At 75.1% G+C, this 20,684-nt stretch carries 12 protein-coding genes; 4 read left to right on the top strand and 8 right to left on the bottom strand.

Going from position 1 to position 20,684, the window contains the following annotated elements:
- Positions 1-107: 107 nt before the first annotated feature.
- The 4 genes from WMF43_RS47510 to WMF43_RS47525 all read right to left on the bottom strand — a co-directional run bounded on the left by WMF43_RS47510 (position 108) and on the right by WMF43_RS47525 (position 8,985).
- Positions 108-785 carry a 16S rRNA (guanine(527)-N(7))-methyltransferase RsmG gene (locus WMF43_RS47510; protein WP_437675507.1) on the bottom strand — a complete coding sequence of 226 codons (678 nt, stop codon included), beginning with the start codon at positions 783-785 and terminating at the stop codon, positions 108-110.
- A gap of 121 nt (positions 786-906) precedes the next feature.
- Positions 907-1,533, bottom strand: coding sequence for a DUF488 domain-containing protein (locus WMF43_RS47515; protein ID WP_437675508.1), 627 nt, complete (start codon positions 1,531-1,533; stop codon positions 907-909).
- Between the two features lie 100 nt (positions 1,534-1,633).
- Positions 1,634-7,180, bottom strand: a complete 5,547-nt coding sequence (locus WMF43_RS47520; protein WP_437675509.1) for a hypothetical protein — start codon at positions 7,178-7,180, stop codon at positions 1,634-1,636.
- A complete protein-coding gene (locus tag WMF43_RS47525) occupies positions 7,177-8,985 on the bottom strand; it encodes a sacsin N-terminal ATP-binding-like domain-containing protein (RefSeq protein WP_437675510.1) in 1,809 nt (602 codons plus the stop codon). Before WMF43_RS47525 ends, WMF43_RS47520 begins: the two co-directional genes overlap by 4 nt.
- Positions 8,986-9,199: 214 nt before the next feature.
- Between WMF43_RS47525 and WMF43_RS47530 the strand changes: the two genes are divergently transcribed.
- On the top strand, positions 9,200-10,408 hold the full coding sequence (locus WMF43_RS47530; RefSeq protein WP_437675511.1) for an STAS domain-containing protein: 1,209 nt from the start codon (positions 9,200-9,202) through the stop codon (positions 10,406-10,408).
- A gap of 12 nt (positions 10,409-10,420) precedes the next feature.
- Here WMF43_RS47530 and WMF43_RS47535 read toward each other — a convergent pair whose 3' ends face one another.
- Both WMF43_RS47535 and WMF43_RS47540 read right to left on the bottom strand, forming a co-directional pair.
- A complete protein-coding gene (locus WMF43_RS47535; RefSeq protein WP_437675512.1) occupies positions 10,421-11,875 on the bottom strand; it encodes a type VI secretion system Vgr family protein in 1,455 nt (484 codons plus the stop codon).
- Positions 11,876-11,971: 96 nt separating this feature from the next.
- On the bottom strand, positions 11,972-13,768 hold the full coding sequence (locus tag WMF43_RS47540; protein WP_437675513.1) for a DUF2169 family type VI secretion system accessory protein: 1,797 nt from the start codon (positions 13,766-13,768) through the stop codon (positions 11,972-11,974).
- A 248-nt stretch (positions 13,769-14,016) separates the two neighbouring features.
- Between WMF43_RS47540 and WMF43_RS47545 the strand changes: the two genes are divergently transcribed.
- On the top strand, positions 14,017-14,355 hold the full coding sequence (locus WMF43_RS47545; RefSeq protein ID WP_437675514.1) for a hypothetical protein: 339 nt from the start codon (positions 14,017-14,019) through the stop codon (positions 14,353-14,355).
- 108 nt (positions 14,356-14,463) lie between these two features.
- Positions 14,464-15,510: an aminoglycoside phosphotransferase family protein gene (locus WMF43_RS47550; protein WP_437675515.1), complete on the top strand. Its 1,047-nt coding sequence runs from the start codon at positions 14,464-14,466 to the stop codon at positions 15,508-15,510.
- Positions 15,511-15,549: 39 nt separating this feature from the next.
- Here WMF43_RS47550 and WMF43_RS47555 read toward each other — a convergent pair whose 3' ends face one another.
- Together WMF43_RS47555 and WMF43_RS47560 are read right to left on the bottom strand one after the other, a co-directional pair.
- Complete coding sequence (locus tag WMF43_RS47555) at positions 15,550-16,923, bottom strand: hypothetical protein (protein ID WP_437675516.1); 1,374 nt, start codon at positions 16,921-16,923, stop codon at positions 15,550-15,552.
- Positions 16,924-17,601: 678 nt separating this feature from the next.
- Complete coding sequence (locus WMF43_RS47560) at positions 17,602-18,960, bottom strand: cellulose binding domain-containing protein (RefSeq protein WP_437675517.1); 1,359 nt, start codon at positions 18,958-18,960, stop codon at positions 17,602-17,604.
- An 887-nt stretch (positions 18,961-19,847) separates the two neighbouring features.
- Here WMF43_RS47560 and WMF43_RS47565 point away from each other — a divergent pair.
- Positions 19,848-20,642 (top strand): ABC transporter ATP-binding protein, encoded by a 795-nt coding sequence (locus tag WMF43_RS47565; protein ID WP_437675518.1) that lies wholly within the window; start codon positions 19,848-19,850, stop codon positions 20,640-20,642.
- The last annotated feature ends 42 nt before the right edge of the window (positions 20,643-20,684 follow it).

The following is a 20,684-nucleotide window of genomic DNA, read 5'->3' on the forward strand; positions in this document are numbered from 1 at the left end:
GCGCGCGAAATCGAGCCTCCGTAAAAGCGGACGACGCTCCGGGTGGAACCGCCGGCAGCGCGGCAATCGATTTCAATGGCGACCTCAGGCGGCGCCCGACCGGGCGATCAGGCGTTCTTCGTGGTCTCTGGCACATACCGCACTGCCCGGCGGTCGGCGCCGGTGAGCGGCCAGCGATACCGGAGGTCGCGCGCGGGGACCCAGCCGGCGTGCGCCGGCGGCTCGTCGCGGGCGAGCAGGACCCAGATCTCGCGGCGCTCCGCCGGCTCCGCGGCCGTGAGCGCCGCGCCGAGGGGCAACCAGGCGTCTGGACCCAGCGTCGCGCGGGAGATCGCCACCTCGAACGACCTCCCTGCGCGCGCGAGGTCCTCGCCGCGCGCCCGCTCGACCCGGGGCGGCGCCGCGAGCTCGCCGTGCTGGACCAGGGTGCCGATCGCCGTCCGCAGGAAGGCCACGCGCTTCTGCAGCGGCTCGACGAGCGTCACCGTGAGGTCGGGCCGCAAGAGGGCGAGCGGCAGGCCGGGCGCGCCCGCGCCGGTGCCGACGTCGACCACGCGCCGCCCCTCGGGCACGTGCTCCGCGAGGACCCGCGCGTCGGCGAGCATCAGGTCGGCGAGCTCTTCGGCGCTCCGCGCCGCGGTCAGATCGACCTTGGCGTTCCACGTCTCGACGAGCTCGAGCCAGCGCGCGAGCGCCTCGGGGGCCCGGGCGGGGAGGCGCGCCTCGAGGCCGGCGAGCACCGTTGCGATCCTGTCCGTCAGCCGCGCTGCGCCGCCCAGGGTCATGGCCGCAGTGGAGCACAAGAGCCGGCGCGGAGGCACCCGCGGTCGTGGCGGGGTGGCCTGCGGGCGCGCCGGGGCGGCCGGTGGGCGCGCCGGGGCGGCCGGTGGGCGCGCCGGCCGGGGGTCAACGCGCGCGGCGCGGGCCGCCGCCGCTGCGGTCGCCCGGCGCCGGCGAGCGGGCCGCGCCGGCGCGCGGGGGTTCGGCGAGCGGCAGGGCGCGCTGGGCGCCGACGTCGTAGATCAGGCCGCTTGCGCCGCCGGGCCGCGCGGCCGGGTGGAGCACGTGCGGGGACCGCGCGCCGGGGCCGAGCAGGTGGACGACCGCGAGCCCGCGCGCGACGAGGGCGTCGGCGATGAGGCGGCGATGGCAGCGCCACCAGAGCGTCTCGGCGCACATCAAGGCCATGCGCCGGCCGGCACGGGCCTCGGCCTCGAGCTCGCCGAGCGCGCGCTGGAAGGCGTCGGTCTCCATGTGGTCCGCATACGCCCGGAAGCTCGCGTTCTCCCAGGCGACGTGGGGCGAGCCGTCCCGCCCGGTCCGCCGGCCGCCGAGGGTGTCGCCGCGGAAGACATAGGTCACCCCGAGCGGGGGCAGCGCGTCGGCGAGCGCGGCGCGCGAGAGGTGCGGCGACCGGCTCGAGCCGGGGAACCTCCGGACGTCGACCAGCGTGTCGGCCGGCCCCTCGCCGAGCAGCTCGACGAGCTCTTCCACGCTGCGTGTGCCGTGGCCGACGGTGAAGACGGTGTCCACGGGCAGAGCTTTGCGCTCCGGCGGCGCGCGAGCAACGCGCCCGCGGCGTCCAAGCGCGCGAGCGACGCGCCCGCGGCGCCGCGCTCCAGGCGGCGCGGAGCTAGCCCATCGAGCGCAGCAGGTGGTCGAGGGCCCGGCGCTCCTCCGCGTCGGTGACCGACCGGCGCGCCCGGTTCACCTCGCCGACGGCCGCGGCCGCCAGCAGCGCGACGGCCGCGGGGTCGGGCGCGCCGCGGGCGCGCATCCAGGCGAGCGCCGCGTGCTCGGGGTTGACCACGATCTGGCTCCGGCTCGCCTCGTAACGGATCGGCCTGCCCGAGCGGCCCTCCACCACGGAGCGGACCGGCGTCCCCGCGAGGCGCATCTCGGCGATCACCTCGTGGAGCGCCGCCGCGAGCGGGGTCGGGGCCGCCGGATCGTGCGGATCGGGCCCCTCGTCGGGCGGCGGGCCGCCCCGGCCGCTCGCGAGGCGGTTGCGGAGGCTGCGCCAGAGCGCGCCGAGCCATGCGCGGGCGCCGCCGTTCGTGTCGCCCGCGAGGAGCGGGGCGTCCGCGGGTGCCTCCCCCGGCGCGCCGCTCGTGTCCTCCAGGAGGACGAAGGGCGCGGGCGCGGCGGTCGCGGCCTGCGGAGCGGGCCGGGCCTCGAGCCGCGGGGCGGGCCCGCCGAGCTCCCGCAGCACGCCGGGCGCGGCGCGGTGGCGCAGCACCTCGACGAGCGGCGAGCCGTCGTCGCGCAGCACGAACGCCGGCGCCGCGTGCGGGAAATCGCCGCCTTCGCTCCCGCGGCCGTCCGTGAGCCACAGGCAGCGCCGCGCGGCGAGCTCGGCGCGGATCTCGGCCGGGCCGACGTGCTCCCCGCCGGCGGTCGGCGCGGCGAGCTTGCCGCCGTCGAGGCGGCCGAGCAGGTGGAGGTCCCAGAGGTACGGCGCGGCGGCGGGGTCGTCCGAGAGCTCGGCCGCCATGGAGGCCGCGGCCTCCATGGCGATCTCCACGACGCTGTCCCAGCGCTCCTCCGCCAGCAGCTGCGGGCCCACGAGGAGCATGCCCTCGACCGGCGCGAGCCCCGCCAGGCCGCCCGCGTCGCTCCGGGAGCGGAGCGCGCGCGGCGCGAACCCGCCGCGGGGATCGGCCGCGAGCCGCGCCGTGGCCGACGGAGCGCACACGAGCACCCGCGGCTCGCGCGGCCACCGCGCCGGGAGCCAGAGCGCGCCGGCCACGAGCAGCGAGCGGTCCGAGGCGGGGGCGACCTCGATCCACCGCGCCGCGAGCGCGCCCTCGGGCGGCGCGAGCCGCGCGCGCAGCCACCGCGCCGCGGCCTCCCGCACCTCCTGGCGCAGCCTCGCCGCGGCCGCGGCCGACCGGAGCCCGTCGAAGGCGGGGCTCGGCTCGAGCGTGTCGTCGTTGATCGCCGCGCGCACGGGCCAGCCGTCGCCGGCCTCGAGCGCGCAGAGCGGGCGGCGCCCCACGTGCACCGCGATCGCCGCCGCGCCGGCGTGCTCGGGGGCGAGCAGGCCGATCTCGCCGCGCGCGGGCGCCGGCCCCTCGGCCCGCGCCTCGAAGGGGAAGACCGCGAAGCTCGCGGCGCGCGCCGCCGCGTCGAGGCCGACGGCGTCGAGCGGCGGCGCCGCGAGCCGCTCCTCGGCGGCCAGGTCGCGCGCGAGGACGCCGGTGACGTCGCGGAGGAGCACGGCGGTCGCGAGCGCCAGCCGCTCGGCCTCGCTCAGCCGGAGCACCGGCCGGCCGTAGCGCCGCTTCGGGTAGGGCGGCGGCGCCGCGGTGCTCAGCCACTCGGCGTCCCCTTCCCGCCGGAGGTCGTCGAACGAGAAGAGGTTGCCGTCGATGTCCTGGAAGATCGGCGCGCTCGCGGCCTTGGCGACGAGGCGCTTGCCGCCGGCGAGCGTCCTCAGGACCGCGCTGCGCGCGTGGCTCCGCACGAACGGCGGCAGCTCGTCGAACCGCGGCGCGAGCGAGATCAGGTGGCGGCCGGCGAACCTGGCGAGGCTCGTCAGGAGCGCGCGCGTGTCGTCCCGCGACGGGTCCACCGCGCCGGTGCGCGCGAGGATGCGCAGCGGGATCGGGAGCTCGGCCTCCACCCGCCGCTCCACGCCGTCGAGGCCGAGGAGGCGGATGTCCGAGGCCGGCCCCTCGATGATCTCGAGCTCCCCCTCGACCTTCGCGGAGCGCATCGCGAGGCGGATCCGCAGGCGCGGGTGGGCGGGCTCGCCGGACAGCGCGAGCCCGGGCGCCGGGCGGTCGCCGCGCGCGTCCGCCTGCTCCAGCCGGGCGAGGAAGGCGCGGCGCTCCTGCTCCAGCGCGGCGCGGCGCCTGCGCGCGGGGAGCGCGCCCTGCGCCATGAGGGCGCGGCCGCCGGCCCACCGCACGAACGCCGCGCGCGCGCGCTCGTCGCGGAGGACGACCGGGTTCCACGCGAGCGTCTCGAAGCCGGGCGCGTCGTCGAGCACCGGGATCGGCGAGAGCGCCGGGTGCGTCGCCTCCAGGGTCTCGAGCGAGCACGCGACCTCCTCGCCGCGCGCGTCGAGCATGTGGACGAGCGGCAGGCGCCGGATCCGCGCCGCGAGCTCGCCGAGGGCCGGCTCGAGGGGCGCGCTCCGGGCCCGCAGCGCGAGCGCCCGCGCGCAGCCGAGGAGGTAGGCGGCGACGCCGGCGTTCGGCGTCCCGCGCGTCCCGCGCGTCCCGCGCGCCCCGCGCGCCCCGCGCCGCCCGCCGTCGTCGGGCGGATCGGCCTGCAGGCCGAGCCGCGCGCGCGCGGCGTCGTCGCCCTCCAGCGCGGCCACGATCGCCTCGCAGAGCGCGCGCTCGACCTCGTGGGCGGCCTTCTCGTTGCGCGGCGACAGGAGGCCGCGGAAGCCCCGGCCGGGCATGGCCGTGTCGTCGTCGATCGCGATCGCGACGGGTCCGAGGAGCGGCGCGGGCTCCAGCCTGGCGAGCGGCTGCGCGGCGTGGTGCCACGCCTCGACCGCCGCGCTGTGCGGCGCGGCGAGCGCGAGGAACTCGGGGCGGCGGACCTCGAGGACGGGCGCGCCGGCGCCGGGCGCCGCGAGCTCGTCGAGCGCCGCGGCGAGCGCGCGCCGGCGTGCGGCCTCGCGCGCCGCGAGCTCGTCCTCGGTGAAGAGCGCCGGGGTGTAGAGGACGAGCTCGCGCCGCGGGAGCGCGGCTGCGAGCCAGTCGAGCTCGCGCTGCGAGGCGGCGATCACGGGCCGCCGGTCGGGCGCGCGCCCGCGCGCCTCCGGCGGCGCGACGCAGAGGCCGCGCGCCGCCCGCGCGAGCGCGGCGAGGCCTTCCAGGCTCATGAACCGGCCCGGCGGGATCGTGGGCCAGATCCGCGCCTTCATGAGCCCGGGGAAGGCCGCCGGCTCGAGGTCGTCGCCGGCGGGCGGCGCCGCGCCGCCCGCGCCGCCCGCGCTGCGCTCGACCTGCTCACCGCGCTCGACCTGCTCACCGCGCTCGACCTGCTCACCGCGCTCACCGCGCGCGTCGCCGTCCGCGTCGCCGAGGCGCTGCGGGGCGCAGAACAGCGTCCCGACCGCGGCCCGCAGCGCGGCGCGGAGGGGGGCGAGCTCGCTGCCGGCCGGGGCGGTCGGCCGTGCGGCCCTGGGACCGAAGTGCCGCCGCGCCTCCCCGTCGGCCGCGGCGAGCGCGACCCGAACCGCGTAGCGGACCGCGCTCCAGAAGCGCTCGTCGCGCTCGACGCCGTCGTACGAGAACCGCGGCCGCACGCGCCCCTCCCACGCGAGCGCGATCTCGACGGGCAGGGGGACGGCGGCCGGATCGAGCTCCACGGTCTCGAGGTGCCGCCCTTCCACGAACACGCGGACCTCCGCCCTCCCCCGGGCCGTACCGTCGTCCGCGAGGACGGCGAGCTCGCCGCGCAGTCCGGCGAGCGGGCCCTCGTCCGCGTGGAAGGCGGCGCGGAGCACGTGCTCGGGGGAGGGCGGGACGACCGGCTCGCCGGTCGCGTGCTGGAGGAACGCCCTGCGGCGGGCGGCGCCGAGCTTCGCCTGCTCGACCATCACCTCGGCGCTCTCGAGCGGGAGCCCGGCGAGCGCGCGCTCGGCGAGGCTCCCGCGGCTCCAGATCACGTCGTGGGCCCAGGGCGAAAGCTCGTCCGGGAGCCGCGTGTCGCCGCGCCAGAGGAAGCGGGGCGACCGGTCGCACACGTCGAGCGACGCGAGCGAGACCGGCCGCCCGTGCCCGTCGCGGAGCAGGGGCAGCTCGCGCACCGCCTGCGCCTCGGCGGACAGCACGGCGCCCGCGCGCGCGTCGCCCGTGGCCACGCACGCGAACGCCGCGAGCGCGTCCTCGAGGCGGCCGCGGTCCTCGTCCACCACGAGCACGCCCTCCGGGACGACGCCGGCGCCGCAGACGAGCGCGGAGAGGGCCTTCAGGGCGTCGAGCAGCGCGGCGGTCGCCGCCTCGCGCAGCAGCGCGCGCAGGGGCGCGTCCTCGCGCACCGCCGAGCGCGACGCGTTGGTGGGCAGCTCGTCCGCGTCGGCGACGACGCGGACAGGGAGCTCGACGCCCTGGTAGGGCGACGAGGGAAACCGCGGGGCGAAGCTCCACCGCTCGCGGGCGAGCCGCACGCCGTGCTCGAGGAAGTCGATGACGGGGAGGCCGGAGAGGGGGGTGGAGAGGGGGGTGGAGAGGGGGGTGGAGAGCGGGGCGGAGAGCGGGCCGGACGGGGCCGCTGCGACCGGGCGCGGAGGGGCGGCAGCGGCGGGGCGGGGAGGGGCGCCGGCGAGGGGGGCCGGCGCAGCGCTGGCGAGGGCGCCCGCGGGAGCGCCGGCGAGGGCCGCCCCCGCGGCGGGCTCCTCAGGCCCGCGCCGGGGCGCGACGATCTCCAGCGCGGCGCGGCGCACGCCGCGCACGCGGAACGGCACGCGGAGGAGCACGGCGCGCTCGCCGCCGCCCGTCGCGGCGCGCTCGCCGCCGCCCGTCGCGGCGCGCTCGCCGCCGCCCGTCGCGGCGCGCTCCTCGCCGCCGCCCGTCGCGGCGCGGAGCGGCGCGCCCGCGAGCGCGATCGGCACCGGGAAGTCGCCCGTCGCCGCGGCGAGGTGGGAGAGCTCCGGCGGCAGATCGCCGAGGATCGCGCGCCGGAGCACCGACCAGCCGAGCCGCCGCCGCACCTCGATCCGCAGCCCGGCCGCGGGCATGTCGGGCGGCCGCGGCACCTCGTCGCAGGCCGGGGCGGCGGCCGGGGCGAGCGCGTCGGCGGGCGTCTCGAGCAGGGCGGGCGTGAAGCGCACGCGGGTGCAGCTCGCCTCGGGCGCCGTCCCCTGCGGTCCGCGGCCGGTCGTGATCAGGTCGACGCGCGCGGGGCGCAGCCCGAGCGCGGCGTTCACGCCGAGCGCGAGCAGGCGGAGCCTCCGGGAGGCGTCGTCGGGCGCGGCGTTGAGCACGTGGTCGAGCAGCCGCGCCAGCACGGGCGCGTCGAGCGGCTCGCCGTCGAAGGTCACGCTGACGTCGTCCGCGTCGTAGCGGAGGTCGATCTGCGTCGCGCCGCCCGCGGCCGCTGCCCGGACGAGCTCGAGCAGGTAGAGGTCGAGGTCGACGAGCAGGTGCGCCCGGAGCTTCTGGACGGCGCGCCGGGCGTCGACGCGGATCGCGCCGCGGGCGACGATCCGGCTCACTGCGGGATCCTCCGCTGGCCGCCGCCGCCCGCGGGCGCGCGCTGCGCGGCGGCGCCTCCCCCGGGCGCGCCCCGCGCCGCGGCGCCGCCCGCGAGCGGCGGCGGGCGCGCCGCGAGATCCAGGAGCCGGTCGCTGTCCTCGGGATCGAGCGGCCCCTTGGCCTCGACGAGCAGCGCGCGGGCGAGGAGGTTGCCGGCGGTCACGGGGTCGACGGCCGCGCGCCGCCGCGCGAGCGCCACGGTGTCGCTGCCGGCGTTGAGGTAGAGCGCGTGCCCTGGCCGCCACCGCGCCGCGCTGCGCACGACATCGCGCGCGGCGTGGCACGAGCGCTGCGGCCGGCCGCGCTCGCCGCCTCCCGGCAGGAGGATCGCGCCGCGCTGGCGGAGCGCGCCCTCGACGCGGCAGAGGCTCACCCCGGCGACCCCGTGCCGGGCGCGGGCGAGCGCCTCGGCGACGACCTGGAGCAGCGCCGCGTCGCCCTCGGCGGCGCGCGTGGGCTCCTCGCGCACGAGCAGGTAGGCTGCGCGCGCCTCCTGGACGTGCGCCTTCGGGAAGCACTGCTTGAGCAGCGCGGCGACGGCGGGGTGGCCGCACAGCACCACCGGCAGCCCGCGCTCCGTGACCGCCTCGGTCAGCGCGTCGGCCCGCTCGGCCGTGAGCAGCGGCGCGCGCCCAGGCGCGAGCGACCGGAGCCCTGCGAGCGCGCGCTCGCCCGCGAGGGGGCTCGCGAGCGGGAACGGGATCTCGTCCGGATCGAGGGCGGCCGGCGACGACAGCGCCGCCTCGAGCAGCGCCGCGTACTCGGCGGCGCCCTCGCCGCCGGCCGCGGCGCGGGCGGCGGGCGCGAGGCGGGCGGCGAGCTCGCGCCGCAGCGACCCTTTGACGAGCTCGCGCACGCGCGCGAGCGCGTCCCAGAAGGCGTCGTCGCGGCGCACGTTGTCGCGGCTCAGCGTGTGCTGGAGGTGCGGGCTCATCACCTTGAACCGCACGCCGGACAGCCCGGGGAAGACCTCGCTGCCGGTCTCGAACAGGGTGAGGCCGCGGTTGTAGAAGCCGGCGAAGCTCTGGCCGTGCTCCGCGGCGTCGCCGCCGTCCGGCCGCGGGAGGTGCTGCGTCCCGGCGGAGGGGCCGACCACGAAGGTCGCGTCGTCCTCGACGGCGGTCACGGAGACGGGCGCCGCGACGGCGAGCGGCCCGTCGATCCGCTCGACGCTCCCCGGGACGTTCCCCTCGTGGTCGGCGATGCTGAGGGCGATCTCGCACCGGGCGTGCCGGCACCAGCGGCGGAGCGCGGCCCGCGCGCGCCGCGCGTGCTCCACGAAGGCCTCGCGGGTGAGCCGCTGGAGCAGGGTCACCCGCGTGCCGCTGCCCTCGCGCGGGCCTGCGTCCTCGAGCTCGTAGCTCGTGTCGCCGCGCAGCCGGAGGCGCCACGCCTGCCGGTCGCGCCAGGTCTCCACCTCGACCAGCTCGGGCTGGAGGGCGAACACGGAGACGAAGCCGACGCCGTACTTACCGATCTTGGAGGCGTCGCCCTCCTTGGACGAGCTGAAGAGCGTGAGCAGCGGCCCCTCGATGTCCTCGCGGGACATGCCGCTCCCGTCGTCCGCGACCGAGGTGGCGCAGGCGCCGGGCAACGTCTCGACGCGCACGGCGATCCGCCGCGCGCCGGCGTCCATCCCGTTCTGCACGAGCTCGCGGAGGAAGGCGTACGGGTCGGCGAACTGCTGCACCATGTCGGCCACGGGGCCGGGCGGCGGGGCAGGCGCGGCGGCATGGTCCTCTCGGGAGGATCGGTAAGGGGCCATGGAGCCCTGCGAGGGTATCACACGGCGGGAGCCGGGGTTCGTGGGGGCCTGGCGCGCGGCGGAGGGCGCGTGGTCGCGCGGGACAGCGGGAGTTCAAGATGGGAAAGCGGCGAGACTCGATACGTGAGCTCTTGCGCTCGGACCCCCGCCGTGAAAGCACGCTGCTTGCGGTATATTCCCCGCCTCTCTGTTTTCTTGAGGAGATCCGACCCTGATGGGACCTGCCCCCGACGTGTTGCTCGGCGAGCTCTTCGCCGGTTGCCCCGACCTGCTCTTCATCGCCTCGCCCGAGGGAGCGCTGCTCCACCGGAGCGGCGGGCTGCGGGAGGTGCTCGGCCCCGGGCTCGACGGCGGCGCGCTCCTCGCCGATCTCGCGCACCCGGACGATCGCGCGGCGCTCTCGGCGGCCTTTTCGGCGCTCCTCGAGACGGGCGAGCCCGCCTCCTTCGACGTCCGCCTGCGCGACGGCGGCGGCTCCTACCGGCGGCTGTCGTGCAGCGCGAGGCGGTCGTCCGATCGCAACGCCGTCCTCGGCTCGCTCCGCCCCGCGCCCGAGGTGACCGAGGAGGAGGAGCTCAAGACGCTCCGGCTCAAGGCGCGCATCCTGGACGGCCTCGTCGAGCACGTGGATCCCCTGGTGGTGTGGGCGCTCGACGGCGAAGGGGGCTACCTCTATCACGAGGGCAGGGCGCTCTCGAAATCCGGGATGAAGCCGGGAGCGCACGTCGGGCGCAACGTGGTCGACGTCTATGGGACCGGCCCGGAGTTCGTCGATCAGGTGCGGCAATGGTACGACGGCCAGGTACGCCGCGGCCACGGCGAGGCGCACGGCGCCGACTGGGACAACTGGCTCATCCCGCTCCGCAGCGAGCCCGGCGGGCGCGTCGACGGCGTGCTCGGGGTCGCGCTCGACGTGTCGGAGTCCCGGGTCGTCGAGAAGGAGCTGCGCGTGCAGCTCGACCAGATCGCCGCGCAGCAGAAGGTCATCCGCGATCTCTCCACGCCGATCATCGAGGTCTGGGACGGCGTGCTCACGCTCCCCATGGTCGGCACGGTCGACAGCGTGCGCACCGCCGACGTCATGGACAGCCTGCTCTCGAAGATCGTCGAGAAGCAGGCGCGTTATGCCATCCTCGACCTCACCGGCGTCGAGGTCGTCGACACCAAGGTCGCGTCCCACCTCATCGAGCTCGTCACCGCGATCCGGCTGCTCGGCGCGGACGGCATCGTCGCTGGCATCAAGCCGACGGTCGCCCAGACCATGGTCGCGCTCGGGCTCGACCTCTCGCAGCTGAGCACGCAGCGCAACCTGCGCGCCGCGCTCAACCACGCGATCCGCGCCATGGCGCGCGAGCAGGGCGCCTCCGCGCCGGGAGCTCCTCCCGCCGGGGGCCCGGCGCCCGCGCGGGCGCCGAGGCCCTGAGCGGCGCCCGGCTCAGTCGTCCACGAGGTCGAAGATGATCCCGCCCTGCGTCTTGATCCGGTGCGTCGACCGGTTCGCGCTGTTCACCGGCGACGGCGTCAGCGGGTTGGGCGCGGCGCCCACGATGAGCGGCCGATCGGGATCGCCGTTCACGAACCCGATCAGCACCTCGGTCCCCGGCTTCAGCGGGAAGTGCGTGCCGTAGTTCGCCCCGGCGTGGTTCTGGAGCATGCGCACCGGCCGCGACGGCACGCCGCCCGCCGGCCCCGTGTCGAACAGGAACCGGACCATGTACCGGCCCTGCTCGTCGATCTGCGCGTCCTTGCCGCCGCCGCCGGGCCCCGCGTCGACGATTCCGGTCACGACGCCGCTGATCCGGGGGACGGGCGTCACGCGCGGCGGCCGGTACGTCCTGTCGGCCGGGATCGCCCGGAAGCTGTTCACGTAGCGCTGGGGCTCGCCGTCGCCCTGCGTCCCGGCGGAGGCCTGCACCACGTGGTGCTCCACCTCCACGAAGAGCAGGTCGAGCGACGCGAGGATCGGGTGCTCCTCCAGCATGGACCGCACGCCCGCGCCGAGCGCGGGCACCGAGCTCCGGCCCGCGTAGACGAGCTCCGTCGCCTGCCGCTCCTCGGCCCGGACCTGCGCCAGCACCTTGCCCTCGTCCGGCGTCTTGTAATGGCCGCCGTACTCGACCACGCCGCCCGCGAACCCCGTGGGCAGCACGTGCTCCGCCGTCAGATCGAGCAGCGGTTGACGGTAGTTGTAATCGCGGGCGACATACACGCTCGGCACCAGCCGCGATCTCGCCTCCAGCTCGAACACGTCCCGCGTCTCCCCGCGCTCGCGGAAGTGGACGGACGCCGCGCCCGCCGCGGGCGCGAACCCGCCGGCGTTGTCGGTGAAGACCAGCGTGTCCTGGCCGTCCTGGTGCTCGAAGAAGAAGCTGATCCCGACGTGCTCGGCCAGGCGGCTGATGAACGCGAAATCGGTCTCCTGGTACTGCACCGTGAACTCCCGCGCCGGGTAGGTGCCGATGAGCCGGAACTCCACGTCGCTCCCGCTCAGGCCCAGGAGCTCGAGCTTCGCCTTGATGACCTCGGGCACGGCCTTGTTCATCGTGATCTCCGTGGTCTCCACCAGGGTGGCGCGGAAGGCGCGCGGGACGACGCGCAGCCGGTACGCGCGGCGCTCGATCACCACCGAGGCGAGGAGGTCGTGCACCTCCGCGACCATCCCGTGGATGCGCCGCACCTCGACGTCCCCTTGCTCGAACACGAGCGCGACGCTCTCGCCCGCCAGGGTCTTGCCGTCGACCGCCGCGTCGCTCGGGCACGCGACGTAGACGTCGAACGTGAAGAGCTGCGAGATCGCCTCGCGCCCCGACAGCCTATAGACCTGGAGGAGGTCGGACGAGAAGCCGGAGAGCTCGATTCGAATATCCAGCGAATCAGGTGAGGAAGTCATTATCGCAGCTCCATCCATCGTGCCGTGGGAGGGGGTCTCCTGCCGATCGACGCCTTCTTGAGCGTCCCTCGCGCTCGCCGTGGCGGGGCCAGCGAGCTACCGTTTGCGGTCGAACCGTTCGTAAAGGCTCCTTCTCAGCGCCGGTGACGGCGTGGGCATGGCCGGCAGCGCCGGAGGGGGCGGCGGCCGCGGCGGCGGCGCGGCCGCGACGGGCGCGTCGGGCTCCGGCGCGCGCGGCGAATCGCTGAATGCGACCCTCGGCGGAGGCGGCGGCTCCTCGGGCAGGGCGGCCGGGGCGACATCGGCGTGCACCTCCACGGGGTCGACGACGCCGCGCGCGGGCGCGGCGTCGTCGACGACGGCGAGCTCCTCCGCTCCCGGGCTCCCGGACGGCCTCGCGCTCGCCGGCGCTCCATCGCTCGACTCCCAGCCGTCGTCGGCCGGCAGCGTGAGCGTGCCCGAGCTCTGGCGCTCCTCGGCCGCGATCGGCGCCCGCGCGCTCGCGGCCAGGGCCGGCGCCTCGCCCGGGGCCGCCGGCTGGAACGGGAGCGGCGGCTGGTCCGCCGCCACGTGGTCCTCCTCGGGCATCAGCGCCAGCGTCGCGGCCGGGCCTGCGCCCCCCGGGCCCTCGCCTTCGTCCGGCGAGAGCGCGAGTGTCCCCGTGTCCAGCCGCGGCGCCGGAGCGCCCGCGCCGGACGGGCGCCCGGCGAGATCGACCGGCGCTGACCCGGGTCGGAACGGGGTCGCCGGCGCCGCCGCCGCCTCCGCCGTCCAGGGGAGCGCCGCCGTCGTCGTGTTGCTGCCCGGGAGGCTCAGCGTGCTCGCCGCCACGGCCGGCTGCGTCTGCGCCGCCGCCAGGCCGAGCGCGGCGAGCGCGGCGCCGCCCCCGTAGGCCGCGCCGGCGGCCTCCTGCGGCGGCGCCTCGGGCCACGCGAGCGGCTCCCCGAGGATCTCGACCCCGGCCACGATGCGGGCCGCCGCGAGCGCGGCCTCGTCGGGGACGGGGAAGCTGCCCCGGAAGACCAGGGTGCACCGCTGCTCGTCGCCGTCGATGCGCAGCGTGTCGGCAACGAGCTCGAGCGGCTGCCCCTCGCTCACGCCGAACGCGGAGAGGCCGTGGATGCGCGCCCGGCCGCGCGCGTCCGGCAGGCGCGTCCTCAGGCGAGGCAGCGCGGGGTGCAGCCCGTCGAGCTCGATCCACTCGCCGCCTCGCAGGTGGCCTATGCGCTGATCGGGGGGCGCCGCCTGGAAATAGGCCCACTCGAAGGCGTCGGGGATCTCGGCGATCGGGGCGTCGAGCGCCTTGCGCGGCGTGGCCCCGAGCAGCCGCTTGCGCGCGGGCCACGCGCGCGCGATCGGGCCGAAGCCGGCCGGGCGCGCCGGCTGGAGAGGATCGATGACGTTCGCCTCCAGGGCCGAGTCGTCGCCCGCGGCCGGCACGCCGAGGAAGTTCTCCTGATCGCTCTCCCCGCGGAGCGCCCGCTCGTACACGATCGGCATCCGCTGGAACCCGGCCTTGTCCTGGATGCGGAGCTGCTTGTCCAGGAGGACGCGCCCCTCGTCGGAGATCGCGAGTCGCACAGGCAGCGACTGCACGGGAGTCCCCGGCGGCGCGTGGGCGTGGCCGGTGAAGAGCACGTCGGCGCGCTCGAGGTGCGGGGCCAGGTCGCTCGTGAACCGCACGCTCCGCGCGGGGTTGTTGCCGTGGTGCACCTCGCCCTGCAGGATCCGCTGCGGCTCGATCCGGGGCATGTCCGCGTCGGCCGCGAAGGCGAAGGTCGCCTTGACGATCACGGTGACGCGGAGCTCGCCGCGGCTTCGCCAGGCGACGGAGGCGGCGGCCGCTCCGCGGAGCGGCGTGACCGGCGGGGGCGCGGCTGGGTGGTTCGCCATTGCATCGGCTTATAGCACGGCGGCTGCCGCGCCCAGAGGGCCGAAGTCCGGCGGCGCCGCGGGTCGACGACCGATGGTGGCCGCAACCGGCAACCGATGGCGCGCGCGCGCCTGGCGCCTGACCGATGGCGCGCGCGCGCGCCTGACGCCTGACGCCTGACCGAATGGCGCGCGCGCGCGGCGCCCCGTCGCGGAGCGGAGAGCAGTTTACTTGCCGCCGCCATGCGCCCATGCGACGCACGGCGATCATGAAGCTGCCTGGAACCGTTCGTGCGCTGGGTGCGGCGCTCGCCGTCCTCGTCATGAGTGGCTCGTTCGGCTGCGACACGGTGGCGACGCTCGTCGCGCCCGCAGTCCCGGTGGTGATCGAGAAGGCGACCGCGCCCGGCGAGGCCGCGCCGGAGGATCCTGCCGCCGCGCCCGAGCCGCCCGAGAGCCGCAAATGCTGCTTCCGGAGCGGCGAGGGCGCCGCGAAGACCTGCGAGAGCAAGGAGCGCTGCTGTACGGGCAAGTACGACCGAAGCGAGTGCGAGGACTCCGGCGGGCTCTGGTTCCACAGCGCCGACGGCTGCGCGGGCGCCTGCTGAGCCGCGCGCCGGGCCAGGCGCCCTGACGCGGCCGGCCCTCGTCGCCTCTCTTGCTCGAGATTGCCGGGAAAGCTGGCGCTCGCCCTGCTGGCGGGCGTAGGAAACGGCGTGCATGCGCCCGGCCCCGACGCCCTGCTCCGGCTCGTCCAGCGGGCCACGGGCCATCTCCCCTCGTCGATGGTCGCGCTGCCGGGCGGCGCGTCGTCGCGGCGTTACCTGCGCGTCGCCACGCCCGCGGGCACGGCGGTGGCGATGGTCATGCCCGGCGCGGAGCGCGAGGGCGCGGCGGCCGGCGCCGCGTCCGTGGGGTGGCCTTCCGCGCCCTCGCAATGGCCGTTCCTGGAGGTGCACGCGCTGCTCCGCGAGCGCGGCGTCCGGGTGCCGGCGGTGCTCGCCGAGGACTGCGCGCGCGGCCTCGTCCTCCTGGAGGACCTCGGGGACTGGACGCTGGCGGCGCTCGTCGAGCGCGAGCCCGCGCGCCGCGCCGAGGCCTACGCGCTCGCCGTGCGCGATCTCGCGCGGGCGCAGCGGGCGCTCGCGCCGCTCCCCCGCGGCTCGGTCGTGGCCGCCTCCGCGCTCGACGCGACGCTCCTGCGCTGGGAGCTCGACCATTTCCGCGCGTGGGCGCTCGGCGCGCGCGGGCTCCGGCTCGGCGACGCCGCCCGCGCCGAGTTCGACGCCGTGGCGGATCGCCTCGCCCGGCGCATCGCCGCGTGGCCGCGCGTCTTCGTCCATCGCGACTACCAGAGCCGCAACCTCATGGTCCTGGGCGGGCCGGGAGGGGGCCTCGAGCTCGCGTGGCTCGATTTCCAGGACGCCCTGCTCGGCCCGCGCGCCTACGATCTCGCGACGCTCCTCACCGATTGCTTCCAGGACCTCGATCGTCCCTTCATCGAGGCGCGCCTCGACGACTACGCGGCCGCCGCCGGGCTCGATCGGCCGGCGCGCGACGCGCTCGGCCGCGAGCTCGACGTGATCGCGGTGCAGCGCAAGCTCAAGGACGCCGGCCGGTTCGTCTTCCTCGATCGCATCGGCGTGGATCCTGGCTACCTGCGCTACGTCGAGCCCGCGCTCGCGCGGGCGCGCGCCGCCCTAGAGCGGCTGCGCGACGACGAGGACATGCGGGCGCTCGCGCGGATCCTCGCGGGGCTGTGAGGCGAGCGCGCGGCGCGGGGGCGCCGCGCCGCGGGGATCTCAGAGCCCCGACTCCTCGAGGAAGCGCTGGAGGAAGGTGACGGCGCGCTGCTCTCCGGGCCTCGGGGAGCCGCCGAACACCGCGAACTGGTGCCATATCGCGTCCGAGCTCAGGTGCGTGTCCCGCTCGTCCTCCGCGAGCTCCGAGCACACGTGATCCCAGAGCGGGTTTGCGCCGGGCAGATACCCGCTCTTGTCGGGCGGCAGGGCGGAGAAGCGCGCCTCCTCGGCGCTGCCGCCGAGGCTCTTCCGGACGGCGGCGTTGGCGTCCAGCTGGTGGCCGCCGGTGAGCCGCAGCCGGCGCGAGGCGTCGCCGTGGTACCAGCGGACGATCGTGGCCTCGTTCTTGGCGACGCCGCGCGCGTCGAAGGCGAACACCTCGCTCACGCGGCCGGCGTTCGCGGCGAGCGCCTGCCAGAGGGGCAGCCCGCCCGCGCTGAAGCCCGCGAGCCCCAGCTTGCCGAGGTGGACCCCGCCGCGCCCGGCGCCGAGCTTCTGCGCGCCCCAGAGGAAGCGGATCGCCGCCTCGGCGAGGCCGGGCAGGCTCGCGGTCGCGGCGGCCCCGAAGCTCGATCCGTTCGGCCACGGGTGCAGCATGACGACCGCCTTGCCGCTCGCGGCGAGCGCCTCCTCGAACCCGCAGCGGAGGTAGACCCAGCGGGACTGGTCGCGCGGGTCCACCGCGAGCACGTCGCGCGCCCAGAACGCCGCGCCGGGGTCGGGATCGGGCGCGAGCAGGTAGCGATTGAGCCCGAACATCTCGTGCCGCTGGTCGACCTTGGTGTAGGCGTACCCTTCCGGCCGGAAGAACACGAGCGCCGATACCCCGGCGTCCGGCGGCGCCTGGCACGCCTCCGGGACGCTCGCGAACCAGATCTTCGGCTCCCCGGCGGTGGCGCCGAGGGCCACGAGCTCGGCGCCGGCCCGGTGGCCCTGCTGGTACTCGTCCGTGGACTTGGCGTACGCCATCCAGAACGGCGTGATGTCGACGAAATCGGTATGAATCTGCGCGACGACGACCCCGGGCGACCCCTGCGCGGCCTTCACGTCGACGAGCGGGTGCGCCTGTCCGTACGCCGGGTCCTCGGCGGGCCTGAGCGCCGTCCCGCCGCCGTCGACGTCGAAGGCCTGCTCGACCGACAGCACCTCTTCCTGCAGGGCCGGGACGTCCTCGAACGCCCCGAACGCCGCCGAGAACCGCGCCGTGAGCGCGACGCGCGCGGCGCCCCCGGGGATCTCGAACTCGCGCAGCCCCGGCCCGGCGCTGGCCGGCGCGAGCGGCGTGTCGTCCGCCGTGGCCTGCACGTCGGCGAGCGCTTCGGGCAGCAGCGGGCTCCCCGCGTTGCGCCATGTGACCCGGAGCTTCAGCGGCACGAGGCGCTCCGGACGACCTGACGCGCGCGCGGCGCGGCCGGGGATCGGGTGGGTCCGCCAGGGCTACCGGCGGCGGGGAGGCGTCGCTGCGGGGCGGGGTGCACGGTGCCCTCACGATACCGCGCTCGGCGCGTGCGGTCAGCCGAGATCCCGGGGTGGACCCGCGTCGGCGCCGGGCCAGCGCGGTGTGTGCCGTGAGGGTGGGCGGGGGGCGAACGTCCCGGGTCGGGCGCCGAGGACCGGCGCTCGAACAGGCATGCCGGGCGAGCGAGGGACGATCGTTGGAGAAGACCGTGAAGGAAGACCGCTAAGAGAGCATCAAGGAAGGCAGAAGATCACCGAGAGAGCATCGAAGAAGACAGCGTGAAGGAAGACGGCTAAGAGAGCATCAAGGAAGACAGGGGAAGGAAAGCCGTCAAGAGAGCATCAAGGAAGACAGGGGAAGGAAAGCCGCCAAGAGAGCATCAAGCAAGACAGATGAATATAGATGAAGGAAGCCGGCCAAGAGAGCATCAAGAAGGCGATTAAGGTAAGAAAGCAGGCGGGGAGGGGCCCGAGCTGGCTCGGAGGTCCATTCCGCCTCTTGCGATGGCTCAGCCCATCGCTGCGAATCGAGGTGCGGCGCGGCGGCGGGGGAGCGTCGTCTGCTCGACCGCCGCGCCGCGTGGGCTCAGGTGATTACTTGTTGGCGCAGAAGCCGAAGCTCACTTCGCTGTTGAGCGTGACGTTGTAGCCGTCGCCGGCGAAGATGTAGTTGCTGCTGTCCGAGGTCATCTTGCTGCTCCAGGACTGGCTGACGGTGCCTGTGCCTTGCTTCGGGATGTACGCCTGCCAGGTGAACGGGCTCGTGCCCTTGTTGGTGATCTTCACGTTGGCGCAGTACCCGCTGCCCCAGTCGTTGGACTTGGTGATCACGATATCGGCAGCGCCGCCCTCGACCCGCGCGGTCCCGGAGGTGGGCGTGGTCGTCGGCGTCGTGGTGGGCGTGGTCGTCGGCGTCGTGGTGGGCGTGGTCGTCGGCGTCGTGGTGGGCGTGGTCGTCGGCGTCGTGGTGGGCGTGGTCGTCGGCGTCGTCGTCGTCCCCTTCACGCTTGCGATGAAGTTGTCGTACGTCGAGGCGCTGCCCTCCATCGAGAGCATCACCATCGCGATGCCCATGTCGACCGCCTGGGCGATGTTGTTCGTGTTCAGCCAGCTCGAGTCCTGCGGGATCGACCCGCCGCCGAAGGTGTACGCGTCGACGACGACGAGCGGCAGGCCGAGCGCGCTGGTGATGTCCCGGTAGGTGTAGTTGTCGATCTTGCCCGTGGTGAACGAGAACTGCTTGCCGGTGAGCCCGACGTACTTGACCACCTCGCGATCCCACTGCGAATAGAAGTCCTTCGCGGACGCCCCGAACTTGGTCTTGTCCGCGCTGTACCAGGGGCTGAAGTCGATGACCACCTTGCACGAGCTGCAGTTCGTCTTGATGGCGCCGAGGATCCTGTTCATGAAGCGGTTCGACTCGTCGAGCGAGAACGCATCGGTCTGGTGCGTCTCCGAGAACTGGAACCAGTCCGGCTCGATGTGGATCAAGGCCTCGGCCGAGCCGACGGCGGAGCTGATCTTGCTCGCCGCGTCGGCGTACTTGTTCACCATGGCCTCGATGTTGTCGCGCACGTAGCCCGCGCCCTTCTGGCAGAGCGGCTTCGACGTGTTGCCGTCGCAGTCGTCGTTGGACCCGAGGCCCTTCTTCGTCATGTCCGTCGCGATGTAGCCGAAGAAGTACGGGGTCTTCCCGGCCTGGGCGATCGCCCGCGCCTTGCTCGCGTGCGTGCTGCTGAACCCGCTCGAGAGGAGCCAGTCGCCGACGACGACCGTGTCCACGCGCTGCGGTCCCGACTGGGTCGACCAGTTCTGGCTCCACTGGGGCGCAACGCCGAAGCGCATCTGCGATGCCGCTGCGGCCGCCGCTGCCTCCTCGGCGAAAATCTCGTCCCCTTCGGCGCCGTAGCCGTCCTCCGGAGAGACGACGCACCCGCCGAGCGCGGCGGTCATGCACCATACAACCCCGGCACCGAAAAGCGAACCCTTGATCTTCGTCATTTACGTTCTCCAAGTGGCCGTGCGGCTCGACGCCGCAGCGGATTTTTTCACTCCCGAGTGCCAGCTTCAGCTTGGCGCGGGGCACTTGTTGAAGGTGGCTCGGGTAACTGCAACCGGCGGGCCATCGCCTCGCAAGAGCGATAAACGTCGATTCCCAGGCAGATTTTCGACGGTGCCTGTCCGCGCGAGATGGTGATTAAGTCCCTGGAGTGGATCAGCGATCCGGTGCACGGAAGATCCACCATGAAACCCCTGATCCACTGCGGAAAACGACGATCTGCGCGCATGAACGGCCTCGGACGTCGGCCGATCTGCGCGAGTTGCGCTTGTGATTCCCTCTCGTCGCACCGGCGCATGAGCGCGTTGCGCGCGCGGTGAGAGCGGAAAAATCAGGGCGCGTGCCGTCTCGGAGACCCGTTCTACGAGAAAATTCGGCGCCGAGCGCAACAACTCGTCGAGTGCGACATGCCCCGACATGAGGCGAAAGAGGGTGAAACCTGGGATGAAGCACCAGAAGACGAGATGAAGAACAGCGAGGCAGATACGCGGAGAGTGCGCGGAAAATGCGCGGAAATGCGAACTGATGTTCGCTGAAGCGAGCTGAAGAGACAATTCGAGCGAGAGAACGAGGCCGACACGAACCCGACAGTCGACAGCAGACAGTAGGACAGCAGAGCGAGATCGAGATCGAGATCGAGATCGAGAACGGGAACGAGACGCAGGGCACGCGAGGGCGGAAAGTGCTTGAACCGAGGCTGCTGGTCGGCTAGCGTGTATCTATTTCCCGCTCAGCTCTCCAGTCGTCTGCGCCCGATGAACGGAATCCACGGAGTTAAACGATGAGCGCGCCGCCTCTCATCGAGATCGAGAACGCGGAGGTCTTCCGCGGCGATACACGCGTGTTCGAGGGGCTGTCCCTGCGCATCGCGCAGGGCGAGAGCACCGCGATCCTCGGGCCGAACGGGGCCGGGAAGTCGACCCTGCTCCGGCTGCTCTCGCGGGAGATCTACCCGGTCCACCGCGAGGGCTCGGCCGTGCGGATCCTCGGGCGCGAGCGGTGGGAGGTCTTCGCGCTCCGGCGCAGGCTGGGGCTCGTGTCGTACGAGCTCCAGATGGCCTATCCGCGGGAGGTCCGCGGGCTCGAGGTGGTGCTCTCCGGGTTCTTCGCGAGCGCCGGGCTGCACGAGCACCAGCCGACGACCGCCGCGCACCGCGCCCGGGCCGGGGAGGTGCTCCGGGAGCTCGGCGTCGCGCACCTCGGCGACAAACCCATCGCGGAGATGTCCGCCGGCGAGCAGCGGCGCTGCCTGCTCGGGCGCGCCCTCGTGCACGACCCCGAGGCGCTCGTGTTCGACGAGCCGACGACGAGCCTCGACCTCAAGGCCGCGATCGAGCTCGTCGCCCTGCTCCGGCGCCTCGCGCAGCAGGGCAAGACGCTCGTCCTCGTGACGCACCACGTGCAGGAGATCCCGCCCGAGATCGAGCGGGTCGTCCTGCTCGGCAAGGGCCGCGTCTTCGCCGACGGCCCGAAGCGCGCGGTGCTGACGGACGAGAACCTGTCGCGCCTGTTCGACGTGCCGCTCTCCGTCGTCGAGCGCGACGGGTTCTTCCAGGTCTTCCCCCGCGCACCCTGAGGCGCGCGCCGCGTCGCGCGCCTCGGCGCACGGGGTCTCGCG

The sequence above is a fragment of the Sorangium sp. So ce131 genome (genome assembly GCF_051519095.1).
In the GTDB taxonomy this organism is placed as follows: domain Bacteria; phylum Myxococcota_A; class Polyangia; order Polyangiales; family Polyangiaceae; genus Sorangium.

What these genes read in the sequence shown, in the direction of transcription:
- WMF43_RS47510 (WP_437675507.1), bottom strand. Translation starts at nt 785, where the DNA reads ATGACCCTGGGCGGCGCAGCGCGGCTGACGGACAGGATCGCAACGGTG.
- WMF43_RS47540 (WP_437675513.1), bottom strand. Translation starts at nt 13,768, where the DNA reads ATGGCGAACCACCCAGCCGCGCCCCCGCCGGTCACGCCGCTCCGCGGA.
- WMF43_RS47565 (WP_437675518.1), top strand. Translation starts at nt 19,848, where the DNA reads ATGAGCGCGCCGCCTCTCATCGAGATCGAGAACGCGGAGGTCTTCCGC.
- WMF43_RS47545 (WP_437675514.1), top strand. Translation starts at nt 14,017, where the DNA reads ATGAAGCTGCCTGGAACCGTTCGTGCGCTGGGTGCGGCGCTCGCCGTC.
- WMF43_RS47525 (WP_437675510.1), bottom strand. Translation starts at nt 8,985, where the DNA reads ATGGCCCCTTACCGATCCTCCCGAGAGGACCATGCCGCCGCGCCTGCC.
- WMF43_RS47530 (WP_437675511.1), top strand. Translation starts at nt 9,200, where the DNA reads ATGGGACCTGCCCCCGACGTGTTGCTCGGCGAGCTCTTCGCCGGTTGC.
- WMF43_RS47535 (WP_437675512.1), bottom strand. Translation starts at nt 11,875, where the DNA reads ATGACTTCCTCACCTGATTCGCTGGATATTCGAATCGAGCTCTCCGGC.
- WMF43_RS47560 (WP_437675517.1), bottom strand. Translation starts at nt 18,960, where the DNA reads ATGACCGCCGCGCTCGGCGGGTGCGTCGTCTCTCCGGAGGACGGCTAC.